This window comes from Flavobacterium piscis (assembly GCF_031457575.1).
In the GTDB taxonomy this organism is placed as follows: Bacteria; Bacteroidota; Bacteroidia; order Flavobacteriales; family Flavobacteriaceae; genus Flavobacterium; species Flavobacterium piscis_A.
On sequence record NZ_JAVDWQ010000007.1, the window covers coordinates 56,798 to 81,071 of the forward strand.

General features: G+C 33.2%; 24 protein-coding genes. 6 read left to right on the forward strand and 18 right to left on the reverse strand.

Going from position 1 to position 24,274, the window contains the following annotated elements:
* Positions 1–41 precede the first annotated feature (41 nt).
* The 14 genes from J2W48_RS11610 to J2W48_RS11675 all read right to left on the reverse strand — a co-directional run bounded on the left by J2W48_RS11610 (position 42) and on the right by J2W48_RS11675 (position 13,958).
* Positions 42–1,430: a Fic family protein gene (locus tag J2W48_RS11610; RefSeq protein WP_310281455.1), complete on the reverse strand. Its 1,389-nt coding sequence runs from the start codon at positions 1,428–1,430 to the stop codon at positions 42–44.
* An 11-nt stretch (positions 1,431–1,441) separates the two neighbouring features.
* Positions 1,442–2,434: an anthranilate phosphoribosyltransferase gene (trpD, locus tag J2W48_RS11615; RefSeq protein WP_310281457.1), complete on the reverse strand. Its 993-nt coding sequence runs from the start codon at positions 2,432–2,434 to the stop codon at positions 1,442–1,444.
* Positions 2,435–2,477: 43 nt separating this feature from the next.
* On the reverse strand, positions 2,478–4,178 hold the full coding sequence (locus J2W48_RS11620) for a right-handed parallel beta-helix repeat-containing protein (RefSeq protein WP_310281459.1): 1,701 nt from the start codon (positions 4,176–4,178) through the stop codon (positions 2,478–2,480).
* 33 nt (positions 4,179–4,211) lie between these two features.
* Positions 4,212–4,619 carry a GNAT family N-acetyltransferase gene (locus J2W48_RS11625; protein ID WP_310281463.1) on the reverse strand — a complete coding sequence of 136 codons (408 nt, stop codon included), beginning with the start codon at positions 4,617–4,619 and terminating at the stop codon, positions 4,212–4,214.
* A 107-nt stretch (positions 4,620–4,726) separates the two neighbouring features.
* Entirely contained in the window at positions 4,727–5,293 is a 567-nt protein-coding gene (locus J2W48_RS11630; protein ID WP_310281465.1) for an anthranilate synthase component II, read from the reverse strand.
* A gap of 82 nt (positions 5,294–5,375) precedes the next feature.
* On the reverse strand, positions 5,376–5,825 hold the full coding sequence (locus J2W48_RS11635) for a hypothetical protein (protein WP_310281467.1): 450 nt from the start codon (positions 5,823–5,825) through the stop codon (positions 5,376–5,378).
* Positions 5,826–5,903: 78 nt separating this feature from the next.
* Positions 5,904–7,304, reverse strand: coding sequence for an anthranilate synthase component I family protein (locus tag J2W48_RS11640; protein ID WP_310281469.1), 1,401 nt, complete (start codon positions 7,302–7,304; stop codon positions 5,904–5,906).
* Positions 7,305–7,602: 298 nt separating this feature from the next.
* Positions 7,603–8,883, reverse strand: a complete 1,281-nt coding sequence (locus J2W48_RS11645) for a hypothetical protein (protein ID WP_310281471.1) — start codon at positions 8,881–8,883, stop codon at positions 7,603–7,605.
* A gap of 206 nt (positions 8,884–9,089) precedes the next feature.
* Positions 9,090–9,659, reverse strand: a complete 570-nt coding sequence (locus J2W48_RS11650; RefSeq protein ID WP_310281473.1) for a YceI family protein — start codon at positions 9,657–9,659, stop codon at positions 9,090–9,092.
* Positions 9,660–9,691: 32 nt separating this feature from the next.
* Complete coding sequence (locus tag J2W48_RS11655) at positions 9,692–10,324, reverse strand: NAD(P)H-dependent oxidoreductase (protein WP_310281474.1); 633 nt, start codon at positions 10,322–10,324, stop codon at positions 9,692–9,694.
* Between the two features lie 5 nt (positions 10,325–10,329).
* Positions 10,330–10,791 carry a MarR family winged helix-turn-helix transcriptional regulator gene (locus J2W48_RS11660; RefSeq protein WP_310281476.1) on the reverse strand — a complete coding sequence of 154 codons (462 nt, stop codon included), beginning with the start codon at positions 10,789–10,791 and terminating at the stop codon, positions 10,330–10,332.
* Between the two features lie 452 nt (positions 10,792–11,243).
* On the reverse strand, positions 11,244–11,729 hold the full coding sequence (locus tag J2W48_RS11665) for a DUF6691 family protein (protein WP_310281478.1): 486 nt from the start codon (positions 11,727–11,729) through the stop codon (positions 11,244–11,246).
* A gap of 10 nt (positions 11,730–11,739) precedes the next feature.
* Positions 11,740–12,303, reverse strand: a complete 564-nt coding sequence (locus J2W48_RS11670) for a YeeE/YedE family protein (RefSeq protein ID WP_310281819.1) — start codon at positions 12,301–12,303, stop codon at positions 11,740–11,742.
* A 236-nt stretch (positions 12,304–12,539) separates the two neighbouring features.
* Positions 12,540–13,958: an MBL fold metallo-hydrolase gene (locus J2W48_RS11675; RefSeq protein WP_310281480.1), complete on the reverse strand. Its 1,419-nt coding sequence runs from the start codon at positions 13,956–13,958 to the stop codon at positions 12,540–12,542.
* A gap of 273 nt (positions 13,959–14,231) precedes the next feature.
* Between J2W48_RS11675 and J2W48_RS11680 the strand changes: the two genes are divergently transcribed.
* Together J2W48_RS11680 and cydB are read left to right on the forward strand one after the other, a co-directional pair.
* A complete protein-coding gene (locus tag J2W48_RS11680; protein ID WP_310281481.1) occupies positions 14,232–15,578 on the forward strand; it encodes a cytochrome ubiquinol oxidase subunit I in 1,347 nt (448 codons plus the stop codon).
* Between the two features lie 2 nt (positions 15,579–15,580).
* Positions 15,581–16,657 carry a cytochrome d ubiquinol oxidase subunit II gene (cydB, locus tag J2W48_RS11685; protein WP_310281483.1) on the forward strand — a complete coding sequence of 359 codons (1,077 nt, stop codon included), beginning with the start codon at positions 15,581–15,583 and terminating at the stop codon, positions 16,655–16,657.
* A gap of 389 nt (positions 16,658–17,046) precedes the next feature.
* Here cydB and J2W48_RS11690 read toward each other — a convergent pair whose 3' ends face one another.
* Together J2W48_RS11690 and J2W48_RS11695 are read right to left on the reverse strand one after the other, a co-directional pair.
* Positions 17,047–17,574, reverse strand: a complete 528-nt coding sequence (locus J2W48_RS11690; RefSeq protein ID WP_310281485.1) for a GNAT family N-acetyltransferase — start codon at positions 17,572–17,574, stop codon at positions 17,047–17,049.
* Between the two features lie 491 nt (positions 17,575–18,065).
* Positions 18,066–18,269, reverse strand: a complete 204-nt coding sequence (locus J2W48_RS11695) for a hypothetical protein (RefSeq protein WP_310281487.1) — start codon at positions 18,267–18,269, stop codon at positions 18,066–18,068.
* A gap of 493 nt (positions 18,270–18,762) precedes the next feature.
* On the opposite strand from J2W48_RS11695, the gene J2W48_RS11700 reads away from it, so the two are divergent.
* Positions 18,763–19,167 (forward strand): hypothetical protein, encoded by a 405-nt coding sequence (locus tag J2W48_RS11700; RefSeq protein WP_310281489.1) that lies wholly within the window; start codon positions 18,763–18,765, stop codon positions 19,165–19,167.
* A gap of 233 nt (positions 19,168–19,400) precedes the next feature.
* Positions 19,401–19,787, forward strand: coding sequence for a helix-turn-helix transcriptional regulator (locus J2W48_RS11705; RefSeq protein ID WP_310281491.1), 387 nt, complete (start codon positions 19,401–19,403; stop codon positions 19,785–19,787).
* A gap of 223 nt (positions 19,788–20,010) precedes the next feature.
* Here the strand turns inward: J2W48_RS11705 and J2W48_RS11710 are convergent, their stop codons facing one another.
* Both J2W48_RS11710 and J2W48_RS11715 read right to left on the reverse strand, forming a co-directional pair.
* A complete protein-coding gene (locus J2W48_RS11710; protein WP_310281493.1) occupies positions 20,011–20,796 on the reverse strand; it encodes a sulfite exporter TauE/SafE family protein in 786 nt (261 codons plus the stop codon).
* Between the two features lie 239 nt (positions 20,797–21,035).
* Positions 21,036–21,662, reverse strand: coding sequence for a Crp/Fnr family transcriptional regulator (locus J2W48_RS11715; protein WP_310281495.1), 627 nt, complete (start codon positions 21,660–21,662; stop codon positions 21,036–21,038).
* Positions 21,663–22,139: 477 nt separating this feature from the next.
* Here J2W48_RS11715 and J2W48_RS11720 point away from each other — a divergent pair, with 477 nt between their 5' ends.
* Positions 22,140–22,451, forward strand: coding sequence for a rhodanese-like domain-containing protein (locus tag J2W48_RS11720; protein ID WP_310281497.1), 312 nt, complete (start codon positions 22,140–22,142; stop codon positions 22,449–22,451).
* 72 nt (positions 22,452–22,523) lie between these two features.
* Entirely contained in the window at positions 22,524–24,104 is a 1,581-nt protein-coding gene (locus tag J2W48_RS11725; protein WP_310281499.1) for an NADP-dependent glyceraldehyde-3-phosphate dehydrogenase, read from the forward strand.
* Positions 24,105–24,274: the final 170 nt, after the last annotated feature.

Sequence of the window (24,274 nt, forward strand, 5' to 3'; positions counted from 1 at the left end):
TTTAATATTATTGTTAAAGCTTTTTAGTGTTTTGAAAGATGTTATATAGTCTTATTATTTGCTACAGATGCTTTAATAGCTTCAAATTCTTTCGAGATAATTTTTTTTACAATAGTTTTAATTTCTTCGTCTGTAAGTAATTCGGAATATAATTTTTTTGTAAAATTATTATCATCATTTTTTCCATGATCATTGATAATATAATTGTATTCATTAAAACCAATGTGTATATAAGAGTAAGTACTAAATGTATTTAATCCGTCATTTTTAAAACCACTGTAATATACTTTAAGCTCAATCGAATTAATCGCTTCAATTGGTTTTAATTCTAATTCATTTAATTCTTCTTTTGAAAGTTTCGAACGATTGATTATATCGACGAACAATTCGTCAAAATATTCAAGTTGAATTGAATTTAAGAGTTTAGAATTAATTTGATTGGTAATCTGTTTTCTTGTAAACAAATCATCAAAAGAGGATATTTGTTTCAAAAAAGCTGTAAATAATTTTTTTAATGTTCGTTGATAAATCTCTGCAATTGCATAATTGGATCGTAGAAAAACTTCATCTTTTTTAGCTAATTGCTTCTTCCATATAGAAATTTCTTTTTGCAAATCGTCTTCTTCTTCAATGTCAATATCCTGAATTGCATTTAAAACCAATTGCTCAGAACGTTGTATTAATCCTGCGCAATATTCAAAAAACAATTCTTTAGAACCTCCATATCCTTGAATATCGCTTATGTAGTTGTAATAAATGGCACGATCTTTTTCATTGATCCAAAACGGATTATAGCCTAAAGAGATAAGGATCAGATTTGTTAGAATTCTGGCTGTTCTGCCATTGCCATCATAAAAAGGATGAATTTCTAAATATTCCAAATGAAATTCCATCGCAACATCTATAGGATGCGGTGCATTTTTTTTATTTCCTTTAATAGCATCAATGGAGGCATTGGTTTTATCTAAAAGTTTATGAATTCTATTGGGTACTTCTTCTGGAGTAACAAATAAATATTTTTCTCCTTTAGAATTGATGATTTCGTTAGCTTGCTCTTTCCATTGTCCAATTTTGTTTTGAAATTCTGGATTTTCTTCATGCATAATGCCAGAATGGATTTCTTTAATCCTTTTTTCGGAAAGTCTTAATTCGCCTTTACCAATTTTTAAGATTTCAGTAATCACTTTATCATGACCCTGCATTTCAAAAATGTCTTTTAAGGGTTTATCATTAACCGTAACATTTCCTACCATCACGCTACGTGTCTCTTCGATGGTAAGTGTATTGCCCTCCATACTATTGGAATTATAATTCCATTCTAGCCTGAATTTATAATTAATTTTCTTTTTTTGTTCAATAGTCAGTTCTCCAAAAGCAGCAACCTGTGATTTTATAGAATCAATTGTAGCTTTTTTGTTTTCGTAGCTCATAATTTCATTTTTTAGCTGGATAAAGAAATTAATTTATTCAAAGCTACTAATCCTTTTCCGGATAATAAACTTTCTTTTGCTAATTCAAATCCTTCCAATGGTGAACATTTTGTTACTGTTGAAATTGCCATTGCAGCATTGGCCAAAACCACATTATTCTGTGCTTCAGTACCTTTTCCTGAAATAATGCTGGTGAATATTTCTGCTGACTCTTCGATGGTTTTTCCGCCTTCGATTTCACTTTGTGATAAAAGGCGCACACCAAAATCATCAGGGTTTAGCATTCCCTCCATGTGATTTGAAATCGTTTTGGTTGGACCCGTTAAAGAAATTTCATCATAACCGTCAAGTGAATGTAAAATTGTAAAATTTACATTGGTACTTTGGTATAAATAAGCATAAATTCTAGCCAGTTCTAAATTAAAAACTCCAACTAGTTGATTTTGTGGAAACGCCGGATTTACCATTGGCCCCAACATATTAAAGAATGTTTTTACAGCCAGTTCTTTACGGATTGGCCCAACGTTTTTCATTGCCGGGTGAAATAACGGTGCGTGTAAAACACAAATTCCCGCCTGATCGATACATTTTTCTAAAAAGGAAGGTTCGTTGCTAAATTTAATTCCCATTTTTTCCATTACGTTGCTTGATCCTGAAATCGATGAAACCCCATAATTCCCATGTTTGGCTACTTTTATTCCGGCTCCTGCAGCGACAAATGAAGCTAAAGTTGAAATGTTGAAAGTGTCTTTTCCGTCACCGCCCGTTCCGCATAAATCGATGGTGTTGTAAGCTGATAAATCAACGCGAATGCATAATTCCAATAAAGCTTCACGAAAGCCGGAAAGCTCATCAATTGTGATGCTACGCATCATGAAGACAGTTAGAAAAGCAGAAATCTGACTTGGGTTATAGTTTCCGCTTGAAATATTAATCAAAACGTCTTTAGCTTCCTGCTTGGTAAGTATTTCGTGATTGATTAATTTATTTAATATAGTTTTCATTTTTTTAAATTCCTTAAAATTCTGTTCAAAATAGAATTTATTTTTATTTTTTGATAAATTTTCCTGAATCAATAATTGAATTTCCATTCATAATTACATACATGTATACACCTTTGTTAAAATGATTTGATACTTTCCACTGATAATCTGATCTAGATTCGTTTAATTGAATTTGATCAATATTTTTACCATTTATATCGAAAAATTTGATAGAATCAAATGTGTGATTTTTATCTGTTTCAAATGATAAATAATCACTTGTTGGATTAGGGAAAACTTTTACGTTTATTAGTTTAGTTTTTGTAAATTCTCCAATAGATAAATTTCCGCCTAATTCTTTTGCACCAATATCTGGGAGTGTACCATTCAATACAATTATCGATGGATCACCAGCATTAACAGCAGGAGAATCGTTTTTTAAAACGCAGAAACTACTATTTGTTGAAACAGTCGATTCAAATTTAGGATCAACAAATATATTGTAATAAGCATCTGCAGGTGTATTATTATTATTTACTGAAATTACAGGACCAACACCTACAGGTAATAAATTACCAATACCAGAGCCATTATTATAAAATAAATTATATGCAACGGAATCTGGTTTGTTTACGCCTTGTGAATGTATCCCGTAGTATAAATTATTTATTATTATATTAGAATTAATAATAGGATTTGTTATCATATAAGTCTCATTAACATATAAACCAATACCATTTTCATTAGACATTATTGTGTTGTTTACAATTGTAGGTTTACTATAAGAAACAAATATTCCATAAAATTTATTATTGAAAACAATATTTCGTTCAGCCTTTATATTCGCTCCAATACCTAATCCAATATAATTACAATTGTAAATAATGTTTTCTTTTACAATTGTTGAATTACCACCCATACCAACGCTTATTCCATAAAATGTATTATTGTATACCTCATTATTATGTATATTTATCGCTCCAGGTGCACTTGTTCCAATTCCATGTAAACAGTTATAAATTTTATTGTTATTAATGTCAGCTTTACCAGAGCCCTGAATTCCTATACCTGTTGCATCAGAGTATCTTATTATACTATTAGATAAATTAAAGTTCCCTCTTATATCTAAAAAGCTTTCACTATTATCATTCTGCATTTTGCCATATTCAATAATGCAGTAATCCATTTTTGAACCTTCATTACTATAAATTAATATTTGATTCCAATCTTTATTTGTTGGGGAAGTTTTATTTGAAGTAAATTTAATATAGTTATTTGGAGATCCATTGGCTAATAATTTACCATTCACAGTCAATGAATAATAACCGTCAAATTTTATTTCAACCCCTTCCTCAATTGTTAAAGTTTGACCTGATGGTACAGTAATATTGCCAGTAACGCGATATGTATTGCCCTTTGTCCATGATCCGCTAACATCACCATTAATCAAGACTAAGTTATTAGATGATAAAGTAACATTATCCAGAATCATTGTTCCGTTTATGAAAACATTTAATAACTCGTAAGTTTGAAAACCATTTTTTTCATATTTAATGTTATAAACTCCATTGGTGGTATTTATTGTAAAATCACCATTTATTTGCGATGTAGTTTGACCAAAAACGGCACTTGGAGATACGGGGGTAAATGTTATAGTGCAGTTTTCAAAATTTGTTGTATTGTCTAAATAGACTTTTCCAGATACATCAGCGGCAAATGTATAAGAGGATATAAGGATAAATAATAATAGTAATTGTTTTTTCATTTTTATGATTTTATATTTTAAAAATTATTTTTTTTAATGTTCATTTCCCTGATAAATCCACATGGGTTCTGTTTTTCCGGCTCTTTCAAATCCGTTTTTCTTATAGAAATCAACTGATCTTCCGTCAGCAGTTAACATCTGCATGTGAAAATGTTTATATTTCTCCTGCATTTTGTCCATAATCAATTTTCCGATTCCTTTTCCCTGATATTCCGGTAACACCAATAAATGCGGATAGTAAACGGTTAAATATCCATCAGAAATCGCATTTCCAAGTCCAACCAATTTTTTTCCTTCCCAGGCTGTAATCAAAGTTTCAGAATTTAGAAGTCCGTTGTACAACTCGTTTGGTTTACTGGCTGAACTCCAATCGTTTTCTGTATATAGAACTAATATGTCTTCAAGGCTGACTTGTTTTGTGTCTAAAATTTCTATGTTCATTTTTTCAAGATGCTAATGTTCTGAGATACTGAGGTTCTAATTTTCAAATCCCGGTCACAGTATGCGGTCTTAGCTGTTGACTGAAAACCGCAACTGAATACTAAAAACTAATCCTTAATCCAGTTCTCCAGAATCTTTTTTCCGTTAGGAGTTAAAACACTTTCCGGGTGAAATTGTACTCCGCGTACATCATAAGTTCTATGACGTAAAGACATTACCTGACCGTGTTCTTCAAACGAAGTAGCTTCTAAAACATCCGGTAGATCAGCATCAACAACCCATGAATGGTATCGGCCTACTTCAAATTCATCTTCAAGACCTTCAAATAAGGATTCGTCTGTAACCGCTTTTTTTACATTGGTGGCAACACCGTGATATACCTTGTCAAGGTTGGAAAGTGTTCCTCCAAAAACTTCTCCAATAGCTTGTTGTCCTAAACAAACGCCTAAAATACTTTTTGTTGGGGCATATTTGCGGATGACATCTTTCAGTAAGCCTGCTTCATCAGGAATTCCGGGTCCGGGTGAAAGTAAGATTTTATCGAATGAAGCGATTTCGTCGATATCGAATTCATCGTTTCTGTATACCGTAACTTCACAATTTAAATCTTCTAAATAGTGCACTAAATTATAAGTAAAACTATCGTAATTGTCTATAACTAATATTTTTTTCATTTTTTTTAATACTAAGTTGCTAAGGTTTTGAGTTGCTAAGTTCTTAATCTGTGACTGAAAACTGCGACTGAAAACTGATTTTTTATTTTTCCCGAACGTATTTTTCAACTATAATGTGATCTACGCCTAATTTTTCTATTCTTTCGATTCCTTTTTGAATGAGTGTATCGTTTTGAATTTTTACCACAAATTCAAATTTATTGTTTTCCCACTGACGGTTATTGAAATATTCCAGATTCTCGGTGTAAACACTGTCTTTCAAAGTATATTTTCCGCCTCCGCCAAAGAATACGGCTGCAGTGCTGTCTTTTCCATTATTCAAATCATGATTGAAAAAAGCAAAATGGGTATTATTTATAATTTTAATCATTTTTGTTTTTGGATTGAAAGTCGAGAAAGTCGAATCTTTTTCTGTCGTTTCAGCTGATATCAGACGCCAGGTTCCGATTAACGGAAGTACTGTTGGTTCTTTCTTAGTTTCACAAGAAGCAAAAAGTAAAATTGCAATAACAAAAGGAATAATATTTTTCATTGGTTTTTTGATTAATTTATTTTTTTCAAGTTTAAAGTTCTGTCACTGAAAACTGAAAACTGTGACTGCGACTGAAAACTATATTTTCTCAGCCATTTCCAAAGCCGTATTCAATGCTCTTAATTTATTGTACACTTCCTGCATTTCACTTTCTTCATCAGAACTGGCGACTATTCCGGCTCCGGCCTGATAATGTAATTGATGGTTTTTGCTTAGGAAAGTTCGAATCATAATCGCGTGATTAAAATTGCCTTCAAAATCCATGAAGCCAATTGCTCCTCCATAAAAGTTACGATTTGTTTTTTCGTAATCCTCAATTAACTGCATGGCTCTGTGTTTTGGAGCACCGCTTAAAGTTCCTGCCGGAAAAGTATCGGCAACAACCTGCATAGTCGTTGCTTTATCGTGTAAATGCCCGGTAACTTTAGAAACCAGGTGAATTACATGAGAGAAAAACTGAACTTCTCTATATTTTTCGACATTTACATCATGCCCGTTTCTGCTTAAATCGTTTCTGGCCAAATCAACAAGCATCACATGTTCGCTGTTTTCTTTTTGATCCTCTGAAAGTTGTTTTGCTAAAACAGCATCACGTTCGTCATTTCCGGTTCTTTTAAAAGTTCCGGCAATTGGGTGAATTTCGGCTTTTCTGTCTTTTACGATAATTTGTGCTTCGGGAGAAGACCCGAATATTTTAAAATCCCCATAATCAAAAAAGAATAAATACGGAGATGGGTTGATGCTGCGTAAAGCACGATATACATTAAACTCGTCGCCTTTGAAACCCTGCGTAAAACGTCGTGATAAAACCAGTTGAAACACATCTCCACGGAAACAATGTTTTTTAGCCAAAGCCACATTATGTTTAAATTCATCATCGGTTAAGTTAGAAAAACCTTCGCCTTCTTTTGTAAATTTGTACGAAGCAATATTTCTGGATTGCAATAATTGTTCGATTTCAGAAATGTTGTTTCTTCCATCTAAACTATGGCAAAAAATATACGCTTCGTTTTTGAAGTGGTTGATTGCAATAATATTTTGATAAACCGCATAAAAAACATCCGGAATTAAGGTTGCAGTATCTTTTTTGGAAATCGAAACTTTTTCGAAATAACGAACGGCATCGTAAGAAATGTAGCCAAACAAACCATTATTGATGAATTTAAAATCATTTTTCTCTGATTTGAACTGACCTGAAAATTCCTGAATTACTTCCGGAATATTGGTTTTTGACTCAATTGCTATTTGCTCTGTTGTGCCGTCAGGGAAAGTTTTCGAGATAATTTCATTTTCGATTTTAATCGTAGCAATCGGATTGCAGCAGATATAGGAGAAACTGTTGTCATTTCCGTGATAGTCACTGCTTTCAAGCAATAAACTGTTCGGAAACTTATCTCTTATTTTAAAATAAATACTTACCGGCGTAATGGTATCTGCCAGAATTTGTTTGTAATGTGTGTTGAGTATAAAAGGTTTCAATGTTTTTTCTTTTTAATTTTAATATTTCAGTTGATTCAATTTTGACCAAAAAAAAAGGCCTGTCGTGATGACAAGCCTTTTATATTTATAGTTTTTTACAATACTACAGGAAGCTTTGTTCACGACGTTTGACGTAAATTCTTCCACCACCAAGTATTGTTCATTGTTGTTTTCATAATTTATTTTGATACGGCAAATATATAAATGTAATTTGAATTACATTACATAAAAATTCAAAAAAAACTTTTCTATATATATAAATTTGTTAAATTTCAAAAAAACTACACGTTTTAGCAATTTATTTACCACTTGCAACGGTGTTATTAAGTTTTATCCTGAAATCGGGATTCCCTTTTATATTTGGCATTTCAAACAATTCGCTGTTCTTTATTTTTGTAAATTCTATTCCGAATTCGGCTTTACTGTACCAATTTTTAATTATACTATCATTGCTTGAAGCTTCACTTAAAATTCCACCATTACAATTGTTCACCATTACGTTTTTCAATGAAATTTTAGACAAGTTAACCTCACCATTACCGATATTTCCTTCCAAAAGCACGAAAGGAGTAAAGCCTGAAACAACACTGTTGGTTAAATTAAAAAAAGTATTTTCTGTTACATGAATTGATTCACGAACCAATCCCTGATTGTTTTCTTCCAAATTTATCAAAGTAATAGTATTGGCGTTTATTTTTGTCATTTTTTTTGTCATATCGGTATTTTCGATTTTATCGTACGAATCAACTTCAAAACATCTTGATCCTGAAATATCAGATGAAAAAGGATGACGTATGGCAATACTGTTGCTGATATTGATTTGGGCACCTTGAGTAAAGTCGAAATCATCATCTGTAGTGCGATAAGAAATTAGGTTGTTCATATTTAAATCCCCACCATAACATTCAAAAGAATCATCATTGGAATAGCTGATCTGAATGTTGCTTAAAATAGTTTTTTTACCAACTCCTGCTAGTGAAAGTCCGTTTAATTCTTTTAAAGCACTCAATTTTCTGCCTGAATATTCGATTCGAACATATTTTATTATTCCTGAGTTATCCTCTGCATCCTGACCACCGTAATGATTCAGCATAGGCTCTAAATTAAAAGGCAAAGTTGCAATACCTCCTAATTTATTAATTGGAGCTTTTCCCAAAATAACAATCCCTCCCCAATCTCCTGGTCTTCTCTCTGTATTTTCTTTATTTGAAGTAAAAACTATTGGATCTGTTTCTAAACCTTCGGCCATAATTTTAGAACCATTTGTAATAACTAATGTTCCACAGGTTTTATCATCTCCTCTAATTACGGTTCCTGGTTCAATTGTCAGGACAGCATTGTTGGTTACATAAACAATTCCAACCAGCTGATAGGTATTGCGTTTATAAAGTTTGGTGTCTTTGTCGATTATTCCGGCGATAATGTTGGTTGCTTCATTATATTCTACTGCGGCTGGTTTAAAATTGGTCCAGTTGGTCATCCAGTTTGAGGTTCCAATAATTCCTTTAGGTTGTTGTTGAGCATGTAGAAAAAAAGTGCTTAGGAAAGTAATAATGGCAATATTAATTTTTGTTTTCATAACTATGATTTTGATTTCTAGTTTTTGATTTTATATTGGATCAAAATTAGAAGCCGAATGTTAATCAAACTCCGGGTATATATTATGAAAGCGTTACTTTAGTATTATGAATGTTATGTTTTTGGAAATAAATAAAGAACAAGAAACCCCAATAGTTTTGAACTATTGGGGTTTTATAATACTTAAAAATTAGTAAGCTTAAAATACTAGAATTTTATAGCTACCGTTAATTCAAAATCATCATTGATAGTTTTGTCTCCTAAGTTTTCGAAGAAGTTACCAGAGTTGTATTTAATATCATATTTTGTTCTGTCAACTTTGAATGCTGTTGTAGCACTGTTTGGATTTACAGTAAGGTCAAAAGTTACCGGTTTAGTGATTCCTTTAATAGTTAAATCAGCCGTTACTGCGTAAACATTAGCAGTTTTAGTAGTACCAATTTTTTTGAAAACTAATTTTGCAGTTGGATATTTGTCAGTTCCAAAGAAATCATCAGCTTTTAGGTGACCGTTTAATTTTTCTTGGTATTCTCCGGTTAAATCAGTTGCAGTTAATGAAGTCATATCAACTGTAAAACTACCGCCAGCTAATTTTTTTCCTTTGAAAATTACAGCTCCGTCTTTAAAGTTTACAGTTCCAGAGTGTTCTCCGGTTACTTTTTTTGCTAACCATTTAATAGAACTTGACTTTACGTCAATAGTTTTAGTTTGTGCGTTTACTGAAACTGACGCTACTGCTACAAATAATGCTATTGCAATTGTTTTTAAATTTTTCATGTTGTAAAATTGATTTTGATTGTTATTAATAATTATAGTGTGATAAATAATTCTTCCTGAGATTTTCTAACCTTAATATAATGTTGTGTATCATCATCGCCATGTCTGTAACCTACAGTGGCAATAACAGCAGCATTCAAACCTAGTTTATCGAAGCCTAAAATTTCATTGAATGCAGCAGCATTAAATCCTTCCATTGGTGTTGCATCAATTTTTAATTCGGCAGCTACATTTAATAAATTTCCTAAAGCTAAATAAGTCTGTTTTGCAGTCCAGGTATTTTTTGCATCATTTGGTAAATTTTCAATCATGCCTTTCATCATATCACTGAATCCAGCCAAAGCATTAACAGGAACGCCTCTTATTGCACTTATATTGCTAATATATTGGTCAACGGAGGTTGTATCAAGATTTAAATCATTTGCAAAAATGAATAAGTGCGAAGCATCAGTAATTTGAGTCTGTCCGTATGCAGCAGCTTTCAATTTCTCTCTTAATTCCGGATTTTCAACTACTACAATTTTGTATGGTTGTAATCCGTATGATGAAGCACTCAGTCTAACGGCCTCTTTAATAGTATTTAAATCTTCAGTAGAGATTTTTTTTGTTGCATCAAATTGTTTTGTTGCATATCTCCAATTTTGATTCTCTAAGAATGTACTCATAAATATTAATTTTGTTGGGTTCGGTATTTTTCTAATAACTGATTTAATAATTCTAATTCTTCGGGGCTTATATTCTGGGCAAATGCACGCTCATGCGCATCTACTTTCGGATCTAATTCTTTTAAAACGTCTAATCCTTTTTGGGTAATTAAAACCTCAATTTTTCGTCGGTTTTCAGGACAAACATTTCGTGTAACGAATTCTTTCAATAACAATTTGTCTACTAATCGTGTCGTATTACTTGTTTTTGCGAGCATACGCTCCTGTATCACACACATATTGGCAGGATTTCCTTTTTGTCCTCTTAATATACGCAGCACATTATATTGTTCTCCGGACAAATCATACGGTTTAATCAACTCGTTGAAATGATCCTGAATCACATTTTGTGTATACATGATGTTCAGAATAACTTTTTTCGCATTATCCATCTTAACTGTACTTTTTATAACCTCTTCAATCGTCATAGTCGTAAGTGTATAATTTGTATATACAAATGTATAGCTTTTAATATTTGTATATACAAGTGTTGTGTTAATTTTTTGTTAATTGAAGTAAACTAACAGTCTACGCTTATAATAATTATAAAAGCACTAATAAAAATACTGCATTTTTAAATGTAAATCATTGTTTTTTAGTGGTTTAATAATGATTTGAAATTGAATTTCTATTTTTTTTTAACTCAAAAAGTAACCTGCAAACCATTTAAAGAAAACATGAAATTTTACATTTGGGTGTGCCACCATTAAAAAAGGCCTAATCAACTTTGTAGTCATTAGGCTTTTTCTTAAATGCTATCGGGCTATTTGCACTGTTTTGGCAGTTTGTTGCAAATGAAATTCATTGAACTCTTATAAAAACAATTATTTACTGAAGTAATCCCTCATGCGGCGGGTAAACGGTTTGATACGTATATATATTAATGAGGCAATTTATCCTTAAAAAGACCATAAACCCAGGTTCCCAGAATAGCACTGATTAAAGTGACCACAATTACTGTAACTCCGGTTCCTATCTGAGCAAATAAAGGCCCGGGACAAGCTCCGGTAATAGCCCATCCAAATCCGAAAAGCAATCCTCCATAAATTTGACCTTTATTAAAAGTTTTTGGCTGAATCTCGATTTTCTCGCCCTGAATGGTTTTGATGTTAAATTTTTTAATTATCTGAATAGAAATTATTCCAACCACAACAGCGCTGCCAATTACGCCATACATAAAAAACGATTGTAACTGAAACATTTCCTGAATACGAAACCAGCTGATAATTTCAGCTTTAACGAATATTATTCCAAAAAAGATTCCAACAACAAGATATTTTAGATGGGACAATGTGGAATCCTTTAATTGACTTCCATTGATACCTTCCGTATCTGTATTTTTATTTTCTGAATTTGAATTTGACATTTTCTAAATTTTAAAGTGAAAGAATATGTGGCAAAATCAAATTCGCCATAATAAAACCGCCAATCATAAAACAGATGGTGGCTACCAATGAAGGCCATTGCAAGTTTGAAATTCCCATAATCGCATGACCGCTCGTACATCCTCCGGCATAACGGGTTCCAAAACCAACTAAAAACCCACCCACCACAATCATGATAAATCCACGGAATGTAAATAAACTTTCCCATGAAAAAAGTTGTGCGGGCAATAATCCTGAATGATCTGTAATGCCATAAGTTGCCAACTGTTCTGAAAGCTGTGGCGTAATTTTAACTGCACTTGGATTTGATAAAAAGTAAGCAGCAATAATACCGCCAAGGAAAATTCCGAAAACGAAGAATAAATTCCAGCTTTCTCTTTTCCAGTCATATTTAAAAAAAGAAATATTGGCAGGAATACAAGACGCACAAATATGACGCAACGATGAACTGATCCCGAAAGATTTATTTCCGATAATCAACAAAATAGGGACGGTTAATCCAATCAACGGACCTGCAACGTACCAGGGCCAAGGTTCTTTTAAAATTTCTAGTATACTCATGTTATTAAAATTTAAAGTGTTTTTCCACCATATAAGTGATGTAAGTAATTATAAAGTTGAAGTTTAATCGCGCTGAACTTATATGAGCTCATATAAGTTATAAGGTAAAAGAATATGTTTTTATATTCAACTTCTACTTTAAATAATTACAAGTCAGAGTTTAAATCGTGCTGAAATTAAATGAACTTATATAATTATAATCTTATATGGTGAAAATTTATGTTCAATGTTTATGCTTTCAAAACCTTACTCTGGCAAACAAAATCTGATTTTGGGATATCCGTTTTTGTAATCGCTCCAAAACCACCGTCAATTTCGGTAAAATTCCTAAAACCACGAGCCTGCAAAATGGAAGCTGCAATCATACTGCGATAACCACCTGCGCAATGCAGATAAAAATGCTCATTCGGATTAATATCCTTTACCCAGTCATTTATATATGCCAACGGTTTGTTGTAGGCGTCGTCTATGTGTTCGGCGCTGTATTCTGTTTCTTTGCGAACATCGATTACTTTATCTTCTTCGGCTTTAAATTCTTGGGCAAATTCTTCTGCCGAAATTCTATTGATAGTATCAATTTCAAAACGAGCTTTTTGCCATGCTTCAAAACCGCCATCCAAATGTCCAATAATCGAATCAAAACCCACCCGGCTTAAACGCGTTACGGTTTCTTCTTCCATCCCATTTTCAGTAACTAATATAATAGGTTGTTTTACATTGGCAACTAAAGTTCCAACCCAGGGTGCAAAATCACCATCGATGCCAATATTGACAGACTGTGGAATAAATCCTTTATAAAATTCTGAATTATTTCTGGTATCTAAAATGAGTGCATTGGTTTCTTCAGCTACAGCCTCAAAATCTTTTACATTAATAGCTTTCATTCCGTTATGTAAAACTGATTCGAAACTTTCGTAACCGCCTTTATTCATTGCTACATTCATACTAAAATAGGCAGGAGGAGGCAATAATCCATCGGTAACTTCGGTAATAAATTCTGCTTCCGTCATATTAGCCCGTAAAGCATAATTGGTTTCTTTTTGATTTCCGATTGTCGAAACCGTTTCTTTGCTCATGTTTTTACCACAGGCACTTCCCGCACCGTGCGCAGGATAAACGATAACATCATCTGCCAAAGTCATGATTTTATCTCTTAAGGAATGAAATAAAATTCCGGCCAATTGATCCTGTGTCATTCCGGCAGCTTTTTGTGCCAAATCCGGACGACCAACATCGCCAATAAAAAGCGTATCACCTGAGAGAACAGCATGCTCTTTTCCGTTTGCATCAATCAATAAATAGGTGGTGCTTTCCATTGTGTGACCAGGAGTATGCAACGCTTTTATGGTAATATTTCCAATTTTAAATTCCTGACCGTCTGTGGCAACAATACATTCAAATTCAGGTTTTGCATTAGGCCCGTACACAATTGGAGCCTGAGTTTCTTTGCTCAAATCGATATGCCCCGAAACAAAATCAGCGTGAAAGTGTGTTTCAAAAATATATTTCAATTTGACATCATCACGTTTCAAACGATCCAGATAAGGCTGGATTTCCCTAAGAGGATCAATAATGGCAGCTTCGCCATTCGAAGTAATATAATAAGCACCTTGGGCTAAACAGCCAGTATAAATTTGTTCTATTTTCATGATAAAAAATCTAAAAGAATGTTTCACAAAGATAATCCTGTTTTTTCGGAAAGTAAGTGACTAATGTTATAGAAACAGGTTTTAAATGAAAAAATGTTGAGGATTTTACCATATAAGTGATGTAAGTTCATTTTAGGTTTGTGCACATTAGAATTAGACTACTATTTACTTACATCACTCTTATATGGTTTAAAAAAATAAAGTCATTTTTAAGGACAGCAATTTGGGTTTTAATAGGTAAATTTGTGGGACTTCATAAACAAATACCGCTCTATGGAAGAAATGCTCTTTTATGACCGAATGCAATTCGCCTTCACCATTACCTTTCACTATCTTTTTCCGCAACTCACAATGGGACTTTCCCTGATCATTGTTTACTTTAAGTGGAAATATCTTCGTACTCAAAACATACAATATAATCATGCTACGCACTTCTGGATGAAGATTTTCGCCCTGAATTTTGCAATGGGAGTTGTAACCGGAATTCCGATGGAGTTCCAGTTTGGAACTAATTGGGCGAAATTCTCTGAACTGACTGGCGGAATTATAGGTCAGACCTTAGCGATGGAAGGCATGTTTTCCTTTTTTCTGGAATCCTCCTTTCTCGGCATCTTTTTATTTGGAGAAAAGATAATCGGACATAAATGGCACTTTGTAACAGGACTATTGATTTGCATTGGTTCCTGGGCCAGCGGATATTTAATCATAGCAACACATTCGTGGATGCAGAATCCGGTGGGTTATGAAATTCTGGAAAATGGAAAATTTGTACTGACGAATTTTAAAGCTTTATTTCTAAATCCGTGGTTGTGGCCATCTTATTTGCACAATCAGGCAGCTTCTTTGGTAACGGCTTCTTTTATTGTAGCCGGAATTGGAGCTTTTTATATTCTGAGTCAGAAGAATGTTTCTTTCGGGAGATTATTTCTGAAAACCGGAGTCATCTTCGGACTGATTTCGAGTATTGTTGTTGCTGTTCCAACGGGAGATTTACTGGCTAAAAATGTAGTGAAATACCAACCGGTAACTTTTGCCGCTATGGAAGGAATTTTTCATACCGAAAAAGAAGGTTCTGAAATTGTTTTGATTGGTCAGCCCGATGTAAAAGATAAAAAACTGGACAATAAAATTGCAGTTCCCAATATCCTGAGTTTCCTGACTTACGGAAGCTGGAACAGGGAAATTAAAGGATTAGATCAGTTTGATGAAGATGTTCATCCTACCAATATTTCCGGATTATATTATTCCTATCATATTATGGCGGGACTCGGAACTGTATTTATTGGTTTGATGGTTTTTGCTGTTTTTCAGCTTTTCAGAAAGAAATTATACGAGACCAAATGGGTGTTGTGGTCGCTTCTTTTTATGATGCCATTTCCGTATATCGCGAACACGGCTGGCTGGTATACTGCCGAATTAGGAAGACAGCCCTGGCTTGTTTATAATTTATTGCGAACTGCCGAAGGTGCATCGCCAACGGTTTCATCCGGAAATACCTTGTTTACTTTGCTTGGATTTATAGGGTTGTATCTTTTACTGGGTATGCTGTTTTTGCTTTTGATTGGAAAAATCATCAATAAAGGGCCTCATAATGATGAAGTCATAACTGAAAATATATAAATATGGAATTTTTTTGGTACGTAGTTTTAATGGGAATTTTAGCCGTTTATATTGTTTTGGACGGTTACGATTTTGGAGCAGGAATTATTCATTTGTTTTTGGCCAAAACCGAAAAAGATAAAAAAGCAATTACAAGCGCAATCGGCCCGTTTTGGGATGCCAACGAGGTTTGGATTATCGCCGCCGGAGGTGTTTTGTTTTTTGCATTTCCAACTTTGTACGCTTCTTCTTTCAGCGGATTTTATTTGCCGTTGATTATGATTTTATGGCTGTTGATTTTCCGTGCCATTGGTTTGGAAATGCGCGGTCAGGTGCATCACCCTATGTGGGAGGCGATTTGGGATAAGGCTTTCGGAATTGCGAGTTTACTTTTGGCTTTATTCTTCGGAATTGCTTTAGGGAATATTGTTCGCGGTGTCAATCTCGGAATGGTAATCAATGGCGTTTCGACTCAGGAAGCACATTATTTCTTTTTGCCTTTATGGAATCCGACTTTTAGTCCACAGGCGAATGAATTGGGGATTATCGATTGGTTTACGCTTTTCCTGGGAATTGTGAGCGTTGTTGCCCTGACGATTCACGGCGCAAACTGGATTATCTTTAAAACCAATTCGACGTTGAATACTAAACTGAAAAATGTCGTTTTTAAACTGAATATTGTCTTGTTGGTTTTGGTTTGTATTTCCTTGCAGATCTGGCATTTTATCGAGCCGCAACCGTTTCATAATTTTGTTAAAAATCCGATTCTTTGGTTTTTTCCTTTAATGGCTTTTGCTGGAATTGTAGGATTGTTTAAAGTACGTTCGTACCAAAAAGACGGCTTGGGGTTTTTGTTTTCAAGTTTGTTTTTAGTGGGAGGTTTTGCCTCAACCGCCGTTTCGATTTTTCCAAATGTTTTGCCTTCAACCAATAAAGTAAATCCGTCCCTGACAATTTATAATACTGCCGCAGGCGAATATGGTCTTTATGCCGGAATGAGTTGGTTTTTTATTGCTTTATTTTTGGTGATTATTTATTTGATTGTTCAGTATCGCGTTTTTAGTGGGAAGATGGATGAGGTTGGGTATGGGGAGCATTAGATTAATTTATTTAAAAGCTAAATGTTATTTTTAGCTTTTTTTATTGATTACAATTTTTATAATAAAGTACATGAAGATTAAAATTGTAATAAGTGTATTAATACTTTTTTTGATTGTATTCTTTAAACATGAATTTCTTGGATTATGAAAGTCCAAAAAAAACATAAAAAAAGAGACAGCGTTACTTTTAATGATTTTTGGGGTTTGGAATTTTTTCAAAATTCATTGTATGGGAATGAACATTTTGCTTATATCAAAAACTTCTGTCAATTATGTGATTTTGATTCTTTTCTGTTTTGTAGGTTCTGTTAAACTGCCCTATAATGTCTCCTTACTACAAGAGGTTCGGACTTTTGTTCTTAATATGTTTTGCTTTCTTGTTGTGAATGTTATTGTGCCAAAGTGAAAATATTTAAGTTAGGATTTTCTTTGCCCGTTTCTAATGATTTTACAAAATTGAATTTTAACAGTAGATTGGTTGAATTCAGATTCTCATAATGTGTAAAGGCGAGTATTTTTTTAAACTTTAAAGTCTGAAACACGTAGTCAATTACAACTTGACTAGCTTCTTTCATTATTCCTTGCCCTTGAAATTTTGTTATAAGTTCATACCCGATTTCACAACTATTTTTTTCGTTTGAAAAGTCAAAAAGACAAATTGTTCCAACAAATGTTTTTGTACTTGTCAAGCTAATTACCCAATAAATAGAGTTATTGTTTTTAATGTTATCATTAACCTTCTTGATAAAATTTATTGCATCATCAATTGTTTTGCTTGGTTCTCTGTCAAGATATTTGTTTATTTCTGTGTCTGAACGCAAAGCAAAAATATTTTGCTTGTCATCAATTGATAATTGTCTAAGAGTTAACCTTCCAGTTGTCAAAATTGGAAAAGGTGTAAAATTTCTGTTTACCATTCTGTCATATTTACTTTGCCTAATAAGTAGTGGTGTTGCTGCCTGACCCGCTAATGTTCCGGTACTACAGTCTTTCCATTAAGCTAATTGCCCAAATCACTAGTAGCAAGTGTGTGCCCTGCATGAGCAGGAAACATTCAGTAAGTTTGATTAAAAATTGAAAATACAAATTTCGGTTTAGAAAACAAATTTACAGGGTGTTATTTTCCCATAGGGTGGAATTCCCGTATAAGCGGATTGAAAACCCCGAATCATTAGTACGTTGAAAGGTGGTCTGTTTTGAGACACGTACTGAAGGAAGCGAACCGTTGTTGGAATTTGGATTTGTACCTACGCATCAAAAAGGGAACAAAAAACAATACCTCCAATAGTTCGTGCATTAGGTAATGCTATCGTGAGTTTCTAACTCGTGACCTCAAGTGAGAATAAAAACAGGTTATAAAAAAAATAGGCAATTTGCCTGTTTTTTTATGATTGATTTTGTTTGTGTTTTACCGTTGCGGGTGCAAAGTCAGGAGACATTTGCCTTTAGGGAAGTGTTGTATAAACTCGGATTGCTTTTTTACGAACAGATGAATGTAATCAAATTCAGTATCTAATTGTATAGAAATGTCAAGTAACGGAAGTTTCATGTTTTTGATTGCTTCTTCGTCAGAATTAAATAAAATTGCTTTACTGTTTTCTTTGACACCCATCTTTTCGGCTACTGTTCTTCATTTTATTTATTTCATTTCTTTGACTAAATTGTTTAAGCTTTGTTAGTTTAAAGTTAGTTGTTTTTGTATCGTTTTTGGTATGTATTAAAGCTATTTTTGATTGAAACACTTTTATCAAAGAAAACAGTAATCTTAAGAAAAAACAAAATTTCTAGTTTACCCGGGTTTGCATCAGTGATAGAAGCGATATCTTTTATTTTTTTTTAAACAAAAAGATATAACGGATAACCCGGCAATAGGTAACGTTCACAGCGTATATTTATTCAATAGACAATGAAAAATAAAAAGCATTCCGTTTTCTTTGAATATTTTTTTCTAATGTATTTAATTACAACTGATAGTTATATTCTATAATTTGAGGGGTAAGAGAAAAAAGAAGTTATTGCTTAATATTGCGTATCTAAGAATTTTTCCCCAAGATTCTTAAATGATGATTTTCTACGCAAACCCTTAACTTAATTTATTGATTATTATGTTTATAACAATTTTTCCCGACAAGATTAAATTTCACTACAAATCTAAAAACTGGCACTATCATTTTGATGAAATTAAAGAGCTTGGACTGCTCAAAAGAAAGAAACAGTATTTTCTGGAAAACGGTGCTTTTATTGCTGTAACCGCCGTCGCTTATTATTGTATGATTTTCTCTAATTTGATGGACTTGTATTATATTATTCCAACCCTTTTATGTTACCCTTTTATTATAATCGCAAGATTTAATGATCCTTCAGAGTTTGTATATTTCGTACATGTTAAAGATATTTATCAAAAAGAGATAAGAATCAAAATTGCATCAAAAGACCGTCTCCTGATTGGTAAACAGATAGATCACTATTTAGATCTTCAGTTTGAAAGAAATATAAAAAAGACTGCATAAATAAAAAAGATTAGATGGTTTTATTCGGAATTTCCCATTATGATTTAGTTTTCATAATGGTGGCTTTGATGTATGGTTATATTATTACCACTAGAAAAAAATGATAAAAAAACTGCTTTACATATTCCTAACAATAAAGCAATTTTTGAATACCCAAAAATAGGTATAGTTATGCTGTTAAAAAGTTTAATGGCGGGCTGTTTAACTATACCACCCCAAATTTTAAAAAAAATATGCCCACAACAATTAAAAACAAAATAAAAAACATTAGAGAGTTGAAAAATTACACTCAGGAATACATGGCAGAAAAATTAGGTGTAACTCAGGCAGGTTATAGTAAAATAGAAAAAGGAAAAACTTCTTTGAGTTATGAAAAATTAGTTGAAATAGGAAGGATTCTTGATGTGACCGTTGAAGACATCATTAGTTTTGACTATGATAAGTATTTTAATAATTTTAACAGGGTCACTGGAAATAACAACGGAAGTATTTTGATTAACACAGAAAATACTTCTATACTAAAAGAACTTTACGAAGACAAAATCCGACTATTAGAAAAACTTTTAAACAAGACAGAAATCGAACTTGGACGATATAAAGAAAAATATGGGGAAATTTGAAATAATTCTAATTTTATGCTTTTATTTAAAAAGTACAAATTTGAATAAAACCTAAAAACAAAATTTATAGTTTACCCAGGTCTGCGTTAGGGATAGAAGCGGTATCCTTTTTGTTTTTCCTTTAAAAACAAAAAGATATAGCGGATAGCCCGGCCGTAGGCAACGCCCTAAGTAAATTTAAAGCATCAAAAAAATCTGTTTTATCTGTGTGAAACTAATATTTTTAAAACAAAATTTCCTTAGTAATAATATAAAATCCCATTACCAAAACAAACCAGCCGAAAACAGGTTTTAGTCTTACGCCGTCTATTTTTTTGGAAAGCTGGCTGCCAATTAACATTCCGATAAGTGCCATTGCAGAAATGCTTAACAAAAAGGGATAATTTATTGGGGTTCCGATGTATAAATCGCCTGCAAAACCTATTGTAGAATTGATGGTGATGATTAATAACGATGTGCCAACAGCTTGTTTCATGGGTAAATTGGCGAAAAAGAGCAGGGCAGGAATGATGAGAAATCCCCCTCCGGCACCCAGAAATCCGGTTACAATTCCAACTACAAAACCTATGAGGCTTAATTGCAGGTAATTGGTTTCGGTAATTTTGAGCTCGGGACTGCTTTTTCGGATCATCGAAATCGCTGCCATAATCATCAATAACGAAAAGACAATCATGATAAGAAAATCTTTTGAAACTTTATAGGAAGCTACTGAAAAGAGTGTTGTGGCAATTTCCGGAAAAATAACTTCGCGGATAATCAATATTGAAATCACAGATGGAATTGCAAAATAGAAGGCCGATTTAAGTTTCAGGTTGCCCATTTTATAATGACTGTAGCTTCCTAACATTGAGGTTAATCCCACTATAAATAAGGAATACGATGTGGCTTGCTCGGGATTAACCCTGAATAAATACACCAAAATAGGGATGGTTAGTATAGAACCGCCACCGCCAATTAAGCCCAGTGAGATTCCGATAATGATGGATGCAAAATAACCTAAATATTCCATTGCCAGTATTTTTATGCAAAGGTGCTTTGTAAATTAGAATTCTACAGTAACATTTATCACAGAAGGTTCTTTTCTTTGTGCATTTAATTTAACTATAGGAGAAACATAGATTTTTTTCTAATTTTTGAAACTAAAATAAAATAACACATTATTTGCACAGAGCATGTGAATTCATGTAAAAAGTGAAATGACTTTTATTCAACACTAAGAGCTATGTTTTGAGATATATTTGCTATCATCTATTTCAAAAGCTCGATTTGGTTTCGGTTTAGCTTGACCATACCGCGTTGTTCCATTTTTTTGAGCAATCTGGAAATCACTTCTCTGGAGGTATTAAGTTCAGTGGCTATTTCCTGATGTGATAGTTTTACTTCAGAGCAACCGCAGGCATCAGAATGGCGTTTTAAATAAAATTCCAAACGCTCGTCCATCGATCTAAACGCGATATTATCAATTACTTCGAGAACTTCTTCAAAACGGCTTCGGTAGGTTTCTATAACAAATTCATACCAGGAGCGGTGTTCCATCATCCATTTGTCCATCATCTTTAGCGGAATCATCATTACCGAAGCATCTTCGACTACTTTAGCCATAATCTGGCTTTTTTCGTTTTTGGCAGTGCAGATCATCGAAATGGCACAGGCTTGCCCGGGCAATAAATAATACATTAAAAATTCGCCTCCGTCTTCGCCTTCACGGTAAATTTTGATTTTACCTTTGGTAATCAAAACGGTGTTTTTGATGTATTGGCCGGTTCGCATTAATATGGTTCCGGCTTTAAAATCCTGTGCGCTTCCGTTTTCTTCAATAGTAGAAATAAGTTCACCGGAGAAATTAGGAAATATGTTTTTTAATGAATTTTGCATTTTTTTTTAAACATTAAATTAATTTTTTTACCATTAAGAGATTAAGAAAAATTAAGTTTTACTATTTAATGAAACTTAAATATTTTAGTGGTAAACGTTTAAAGTGCTGTGATTTTAATTTTATTTTTTTGCCCTGTATTGCCCTAATTTTCACTAATTAATTTATGAAGATTCGTGAAATTAGAGGCTGGCGTTTTTTACCAAATTAAAATTAAAAACAAATAATTTTATACAAAGATAGGAGATTGAAATGGGATTAATTGGAAGGAAACTATTTTTAAAATGCTTATTATTAAAATGAAAAAATCCTATTTTCTATCGGTTTTATAGAGTGATTTTTTGAAAATAGTGAGTAAATTTGTAAAACGCTGACAATTTTATGTTCCCTAAAACGTTTTCTGAGAATAATAATCGAATTCGTATTCTGGAAGTATTTTATTTAGCAAAAATCTTTAATTTTACAAAAAACACAATACTATGAATTTATCACAAGAAGATTGGGTTGCTCAGTATGAAGCTGACGAAAATGCAGTTATACTTGACGTAAGAACTGAAGACGAATTTAACGATGGCTACATTGAAAATGCTGTTAATATTGATATCAATAAAGGCCAGGCTTTTATTTATGAAATAGAAGAACTGGACAAAAATAAAAACTATTACGTGTATTGCCGTTCCGGAGCGAGAAGTGCAAAAGCTTGCCAGATCATGAATGAGTTAGGGATTGAAAATGCCTATAATTTATTGGGTGGAATCCTGGACTGGGAAGGCGAAACTCTAAATCCATAACATCAAAAGAGAGGCGAAAAGCCTCTTTTTTCTTTTAAAACTATTAAATAACCAAACTAAAATTACCAGATTATGAGTTTTATACCCGAAGAATATCAAATTAAAACGCTTATCAATCAGGATACATATCTTGTAAACGGAGAATTAAGACAATGGTCAGGCCAGACGACCCCTGTGTTTTCTACTATCTCTTCTACAGAAAAATATACTCCAACATTATTAGGATCGATTCCGTTCATGGCTGAAAAGGAAGCTGATGAAGTGGTTGAGGCTGCCAATGCGGCTTATAATAAAGGTCAGGGTTTATGGCCAACGATGAAAGTAGTTGACCGTATCAAATGCATGGAAAATTTCGTAAGACAAATGAAGGAAACCCGTGAGGAAGTGGTGAAGCTTTTGATGTGGGAAATTGGAAAAAACCTTGGCGATTCTCAAAAAGAATTTGACAGAACTGTAGAATATATCCAGGATACGATTGACAGTTACAAAGAATTAAACGGACGCAGTTCACGCTTTTCTAAAGTGCAGGGTGTAAACGCTATGATTCGCCGTGGTCCTCTTGGAGTTGTTTTGTGTCTTGGACCTTACAACTATCCTTTAAACGAAACTTTCTCATTACTTATTCCAGCTTTGATTATGGGTAATGCCGTAATTTTTAAACCGGCTAAATACGGGGTTTTATGTATTTCGCCATTGTTGGAAGCGTTTAGAAGCAGTTTTCCAAAAGGTGTTATCAATATCGTATACGGAAGAGGTCGTGAAGTGGCTTCTCCAATCATGAAATCAGGAAAAATTGATGTTCTGGCATTAATTGGAAATAGTAAGTCTGCGATTGCATTGCAGGATCAGCATCCAAACAAAAACAGATTGCGTTTGATTTTAGGTTTAGAAGCTAAAAATCCTGCGATTATTTTACCGGATGCCGATTTGGATTTGGCTATTCAGGAATGTATTACCGGATCGTTATCATTTAACGGTCAGCGTTGTACGGCTTTAAAAGTGCTTTATGTACATGAATCTATTGCTGAAGAATTCAACAGACGTTTTTCTGAAAAAGTGGATGCTTTGGTGTTTGGAAATCCATGGGAAAAAGGAGTTTCATTAACACCGCTTCCGGAAGCTGAAAAGCCTGAATATATTCAGGGATTAATTGATGATGCTAAAAGTAAAGGAGCTGAAATATTAAATGAAAAAGGAGGGAAACATACGGAGAATTATATTTTTCCAGCCGTTTTATATCCTGTAAATAAAGAAATGAGAGTATACCATGAAGAACAATTTGGACCTGTAGTGCCTATTATTTCTTTTAAGGATATCAACGAACCTCTTGAAGATATGGCCGAATCAAATTACGGTCAGCAAGTAAGTTTGTTTGGAAAAGACATTAAGACACTGGCACCACTTATTGATGCTTTGGTCAACTTAGTGTGCAGGGTAAACCTGAATAGTTCGTGCCAGAGAGGGCCTGACGCATTTCCGTTCACTGGACGTAAAGATTCTGCTGTAGGAACATTGAGTATTCCGGATGCTTTGCGTTCATTCTCAATCCGTACATTCGTGGCTTCAAAAGATATTGCTTACAATAATGAAATTTTACAGGAATTGCTGAACAGCAAAGAATCGAATTTTATTAATACCGATTATATTTTATAGTTTTTAAGGTTATATTAATTTCCGAAACCGTCTTTTTCTTTCTGATTAAGACGGTTTTCTTTTGGGTATTTTTCAAATTGATTACAATTTTTATTGATTACAAAAACATAAAATAGTGTATAGTGTTTCCACAAGTGTGTAATAAATACACACTTTAAACAGGTTGAAAT

What these genes read in the sequence shown, in the direction of transcription:
- J2W48_RS11610 (WP_310281455.1), bottom strand. Translation starts at nt 1,430, where the DNA reads ATGAGCTACGAAAACAAAAAAGCTACAATTGATTCTATAAAATCACAG.
- trpD (WP_310281457.1), bottom strand. Translation starts at nt 2,434, where the DNA reads ATGAAAACTATATTAAATAAATTAATCAATCACGAAATACTTACCAAG.
- J2W48_RS11620 (WP_310281459.1), bottom strand. Translation starts at nt 4,178, where the DNA reads ATGAAAAAACAATTACTATTATTATTTATCCTTATATCCTCTTATACA.
- J2W48_RS11625 (WP_310281463.1), bottom strand. Translation starts at nt 4,619, where the DNA reads ATGAACATAGAAATTTTAGACACAAAACAAGTCAGCCTTGAAGACATA.
- J2W48_RS11630 (WP_310281465.1), bottom strand. Translation starts at nt 5,293, where the DNA reads ATGAAAAAAATATTAGTTATAGACAATTACGATAGTTTTACTTATAAT.
- J2W48_RS11635 (WP_310281467.1), bottom strand. Translation starts at nt 5,825, where the DNA reads ATGAAAAATATTATTCCTTTTGTTATTGCAATTTTACTTTTTGCTTCT.
- J2W48_RS11645 (WP_310281471.1), bottom strand. Translation starts at nt 8,883, where the DNA reads ATGAAAACAAAAATTAATATTGCCATTATTACTTTCCTAAGCACTTTT.
- J2W48_RS11650 (WP_310281473.1), bottom strand. Translation starts at nt 9,659, where the DNA reads ATGAAAAATTTAAAAACAATTGCAATAGCATTATTTGTAGCAGTAGCG.
- J2W48_RS11655 (WP_310281474.1), bottom strand. Translation starts at nt 10,324, where the DNA reads ATGAGTACATTCTTAGAGAATCAAAATTGGAGATATGCAACAAAACAA.
- J2W48_RS11660 (WP_310281476.1), bottom strand. Translation starts at nt 10,791, where the DNA reads ATGACGATTGAAGAGGTTATAAAAAGTACAGTTAAGATGGATAATGCG.
- J2W48_RS11665 (WP_310281478.1), bottom strand. Translation starts at nt 11,729, where the DNA reads ATGTCAAATTCAAATTCAGAAAATAAAAATACAGATACGGAAGGTATC.
- J2W48_RS11675 (WP_310281480.1), bottom strand. Translation starts at nt 13,958, where the DNA reads ATGAAAATAGAACAAATTTATACTGGCTGTTTAGCCCAAGGTGCTTAT.
- J2W48_RS11680 (WP_310281481.1), top strand. Translation starts at nt 14,232, where the DNA reads ATGGAAGAAATGCTCTTTTATGACCGAATGCAATTCGCCTTCACCATT.
- cydB (WP_310281483.1), top strand. Translation starts at nt 15,581, where the DNA reads ATGGAATTTTTTTGGTACGTAGTTTTAATGGGAATTTTAGCCGTTTAT.
- J2W48_RS11690 (WP_310281485.1), bottom strand. Translation starts at nt 17,574, where the DNA reads ATGGTAAACAGAAATTTTACACCTTTTCCAATTTTGACAACTGGAAGG.
- J2W48_RS11695 (WP_310281487.1), bottom strand. Translation starts at nt 18,269, where the DNA reads ATGGGTGTCAAAGAAAACAGTAAAGCAATTTTATTTAATTCTGACGAA.
- J2W48_RS11700 (WP_310281489.1), top strand. Translation starts at nt 18,763, where the DNA reads ATGTTTATAACAATTTTTCCCGACAAGATTAAATTTCACTACAAATCT.
- J2W48_RS11705 (WP_310281491.1), top strand. Translation starts at nt 19,401, where the DNA reads ATGCCCACAACAATTAAAAACAAAATAAAAAACATTAGAGAGTTGAAA.
- J2W48_RS11710 (WP_310281493.1), bottom strand. Translation starts at nt 20,796, where the DNA reads ATGGAATATTTAGGTTATTTTGCATCCATCATTATCGGAATCTCACTG.
- J2W48_RS11715 (WP_310281495.1), bottom strand. Translation starts at nt 21,662, where the DNA reads ATGCAAAATTCATTAAAAAACATATTTCCTAATTTCTCCGGTGAACTT.
- J2W48_RS11720 (WP_310281497.1), top strand. Translation starts at nt 22,140, where the DNA reads ATGAATTTATCACAAGAAGATTGGGTTGCTCAGTATGAAGCTGACGAA.
- J2W48_RS11725 (WP_310281499.1), top strand. Translation starts at nt 22,524, where the DNA reads ATGAGTTTTATACCCGAAGAATATCAAATTAAAACGCTTATCAATCAG.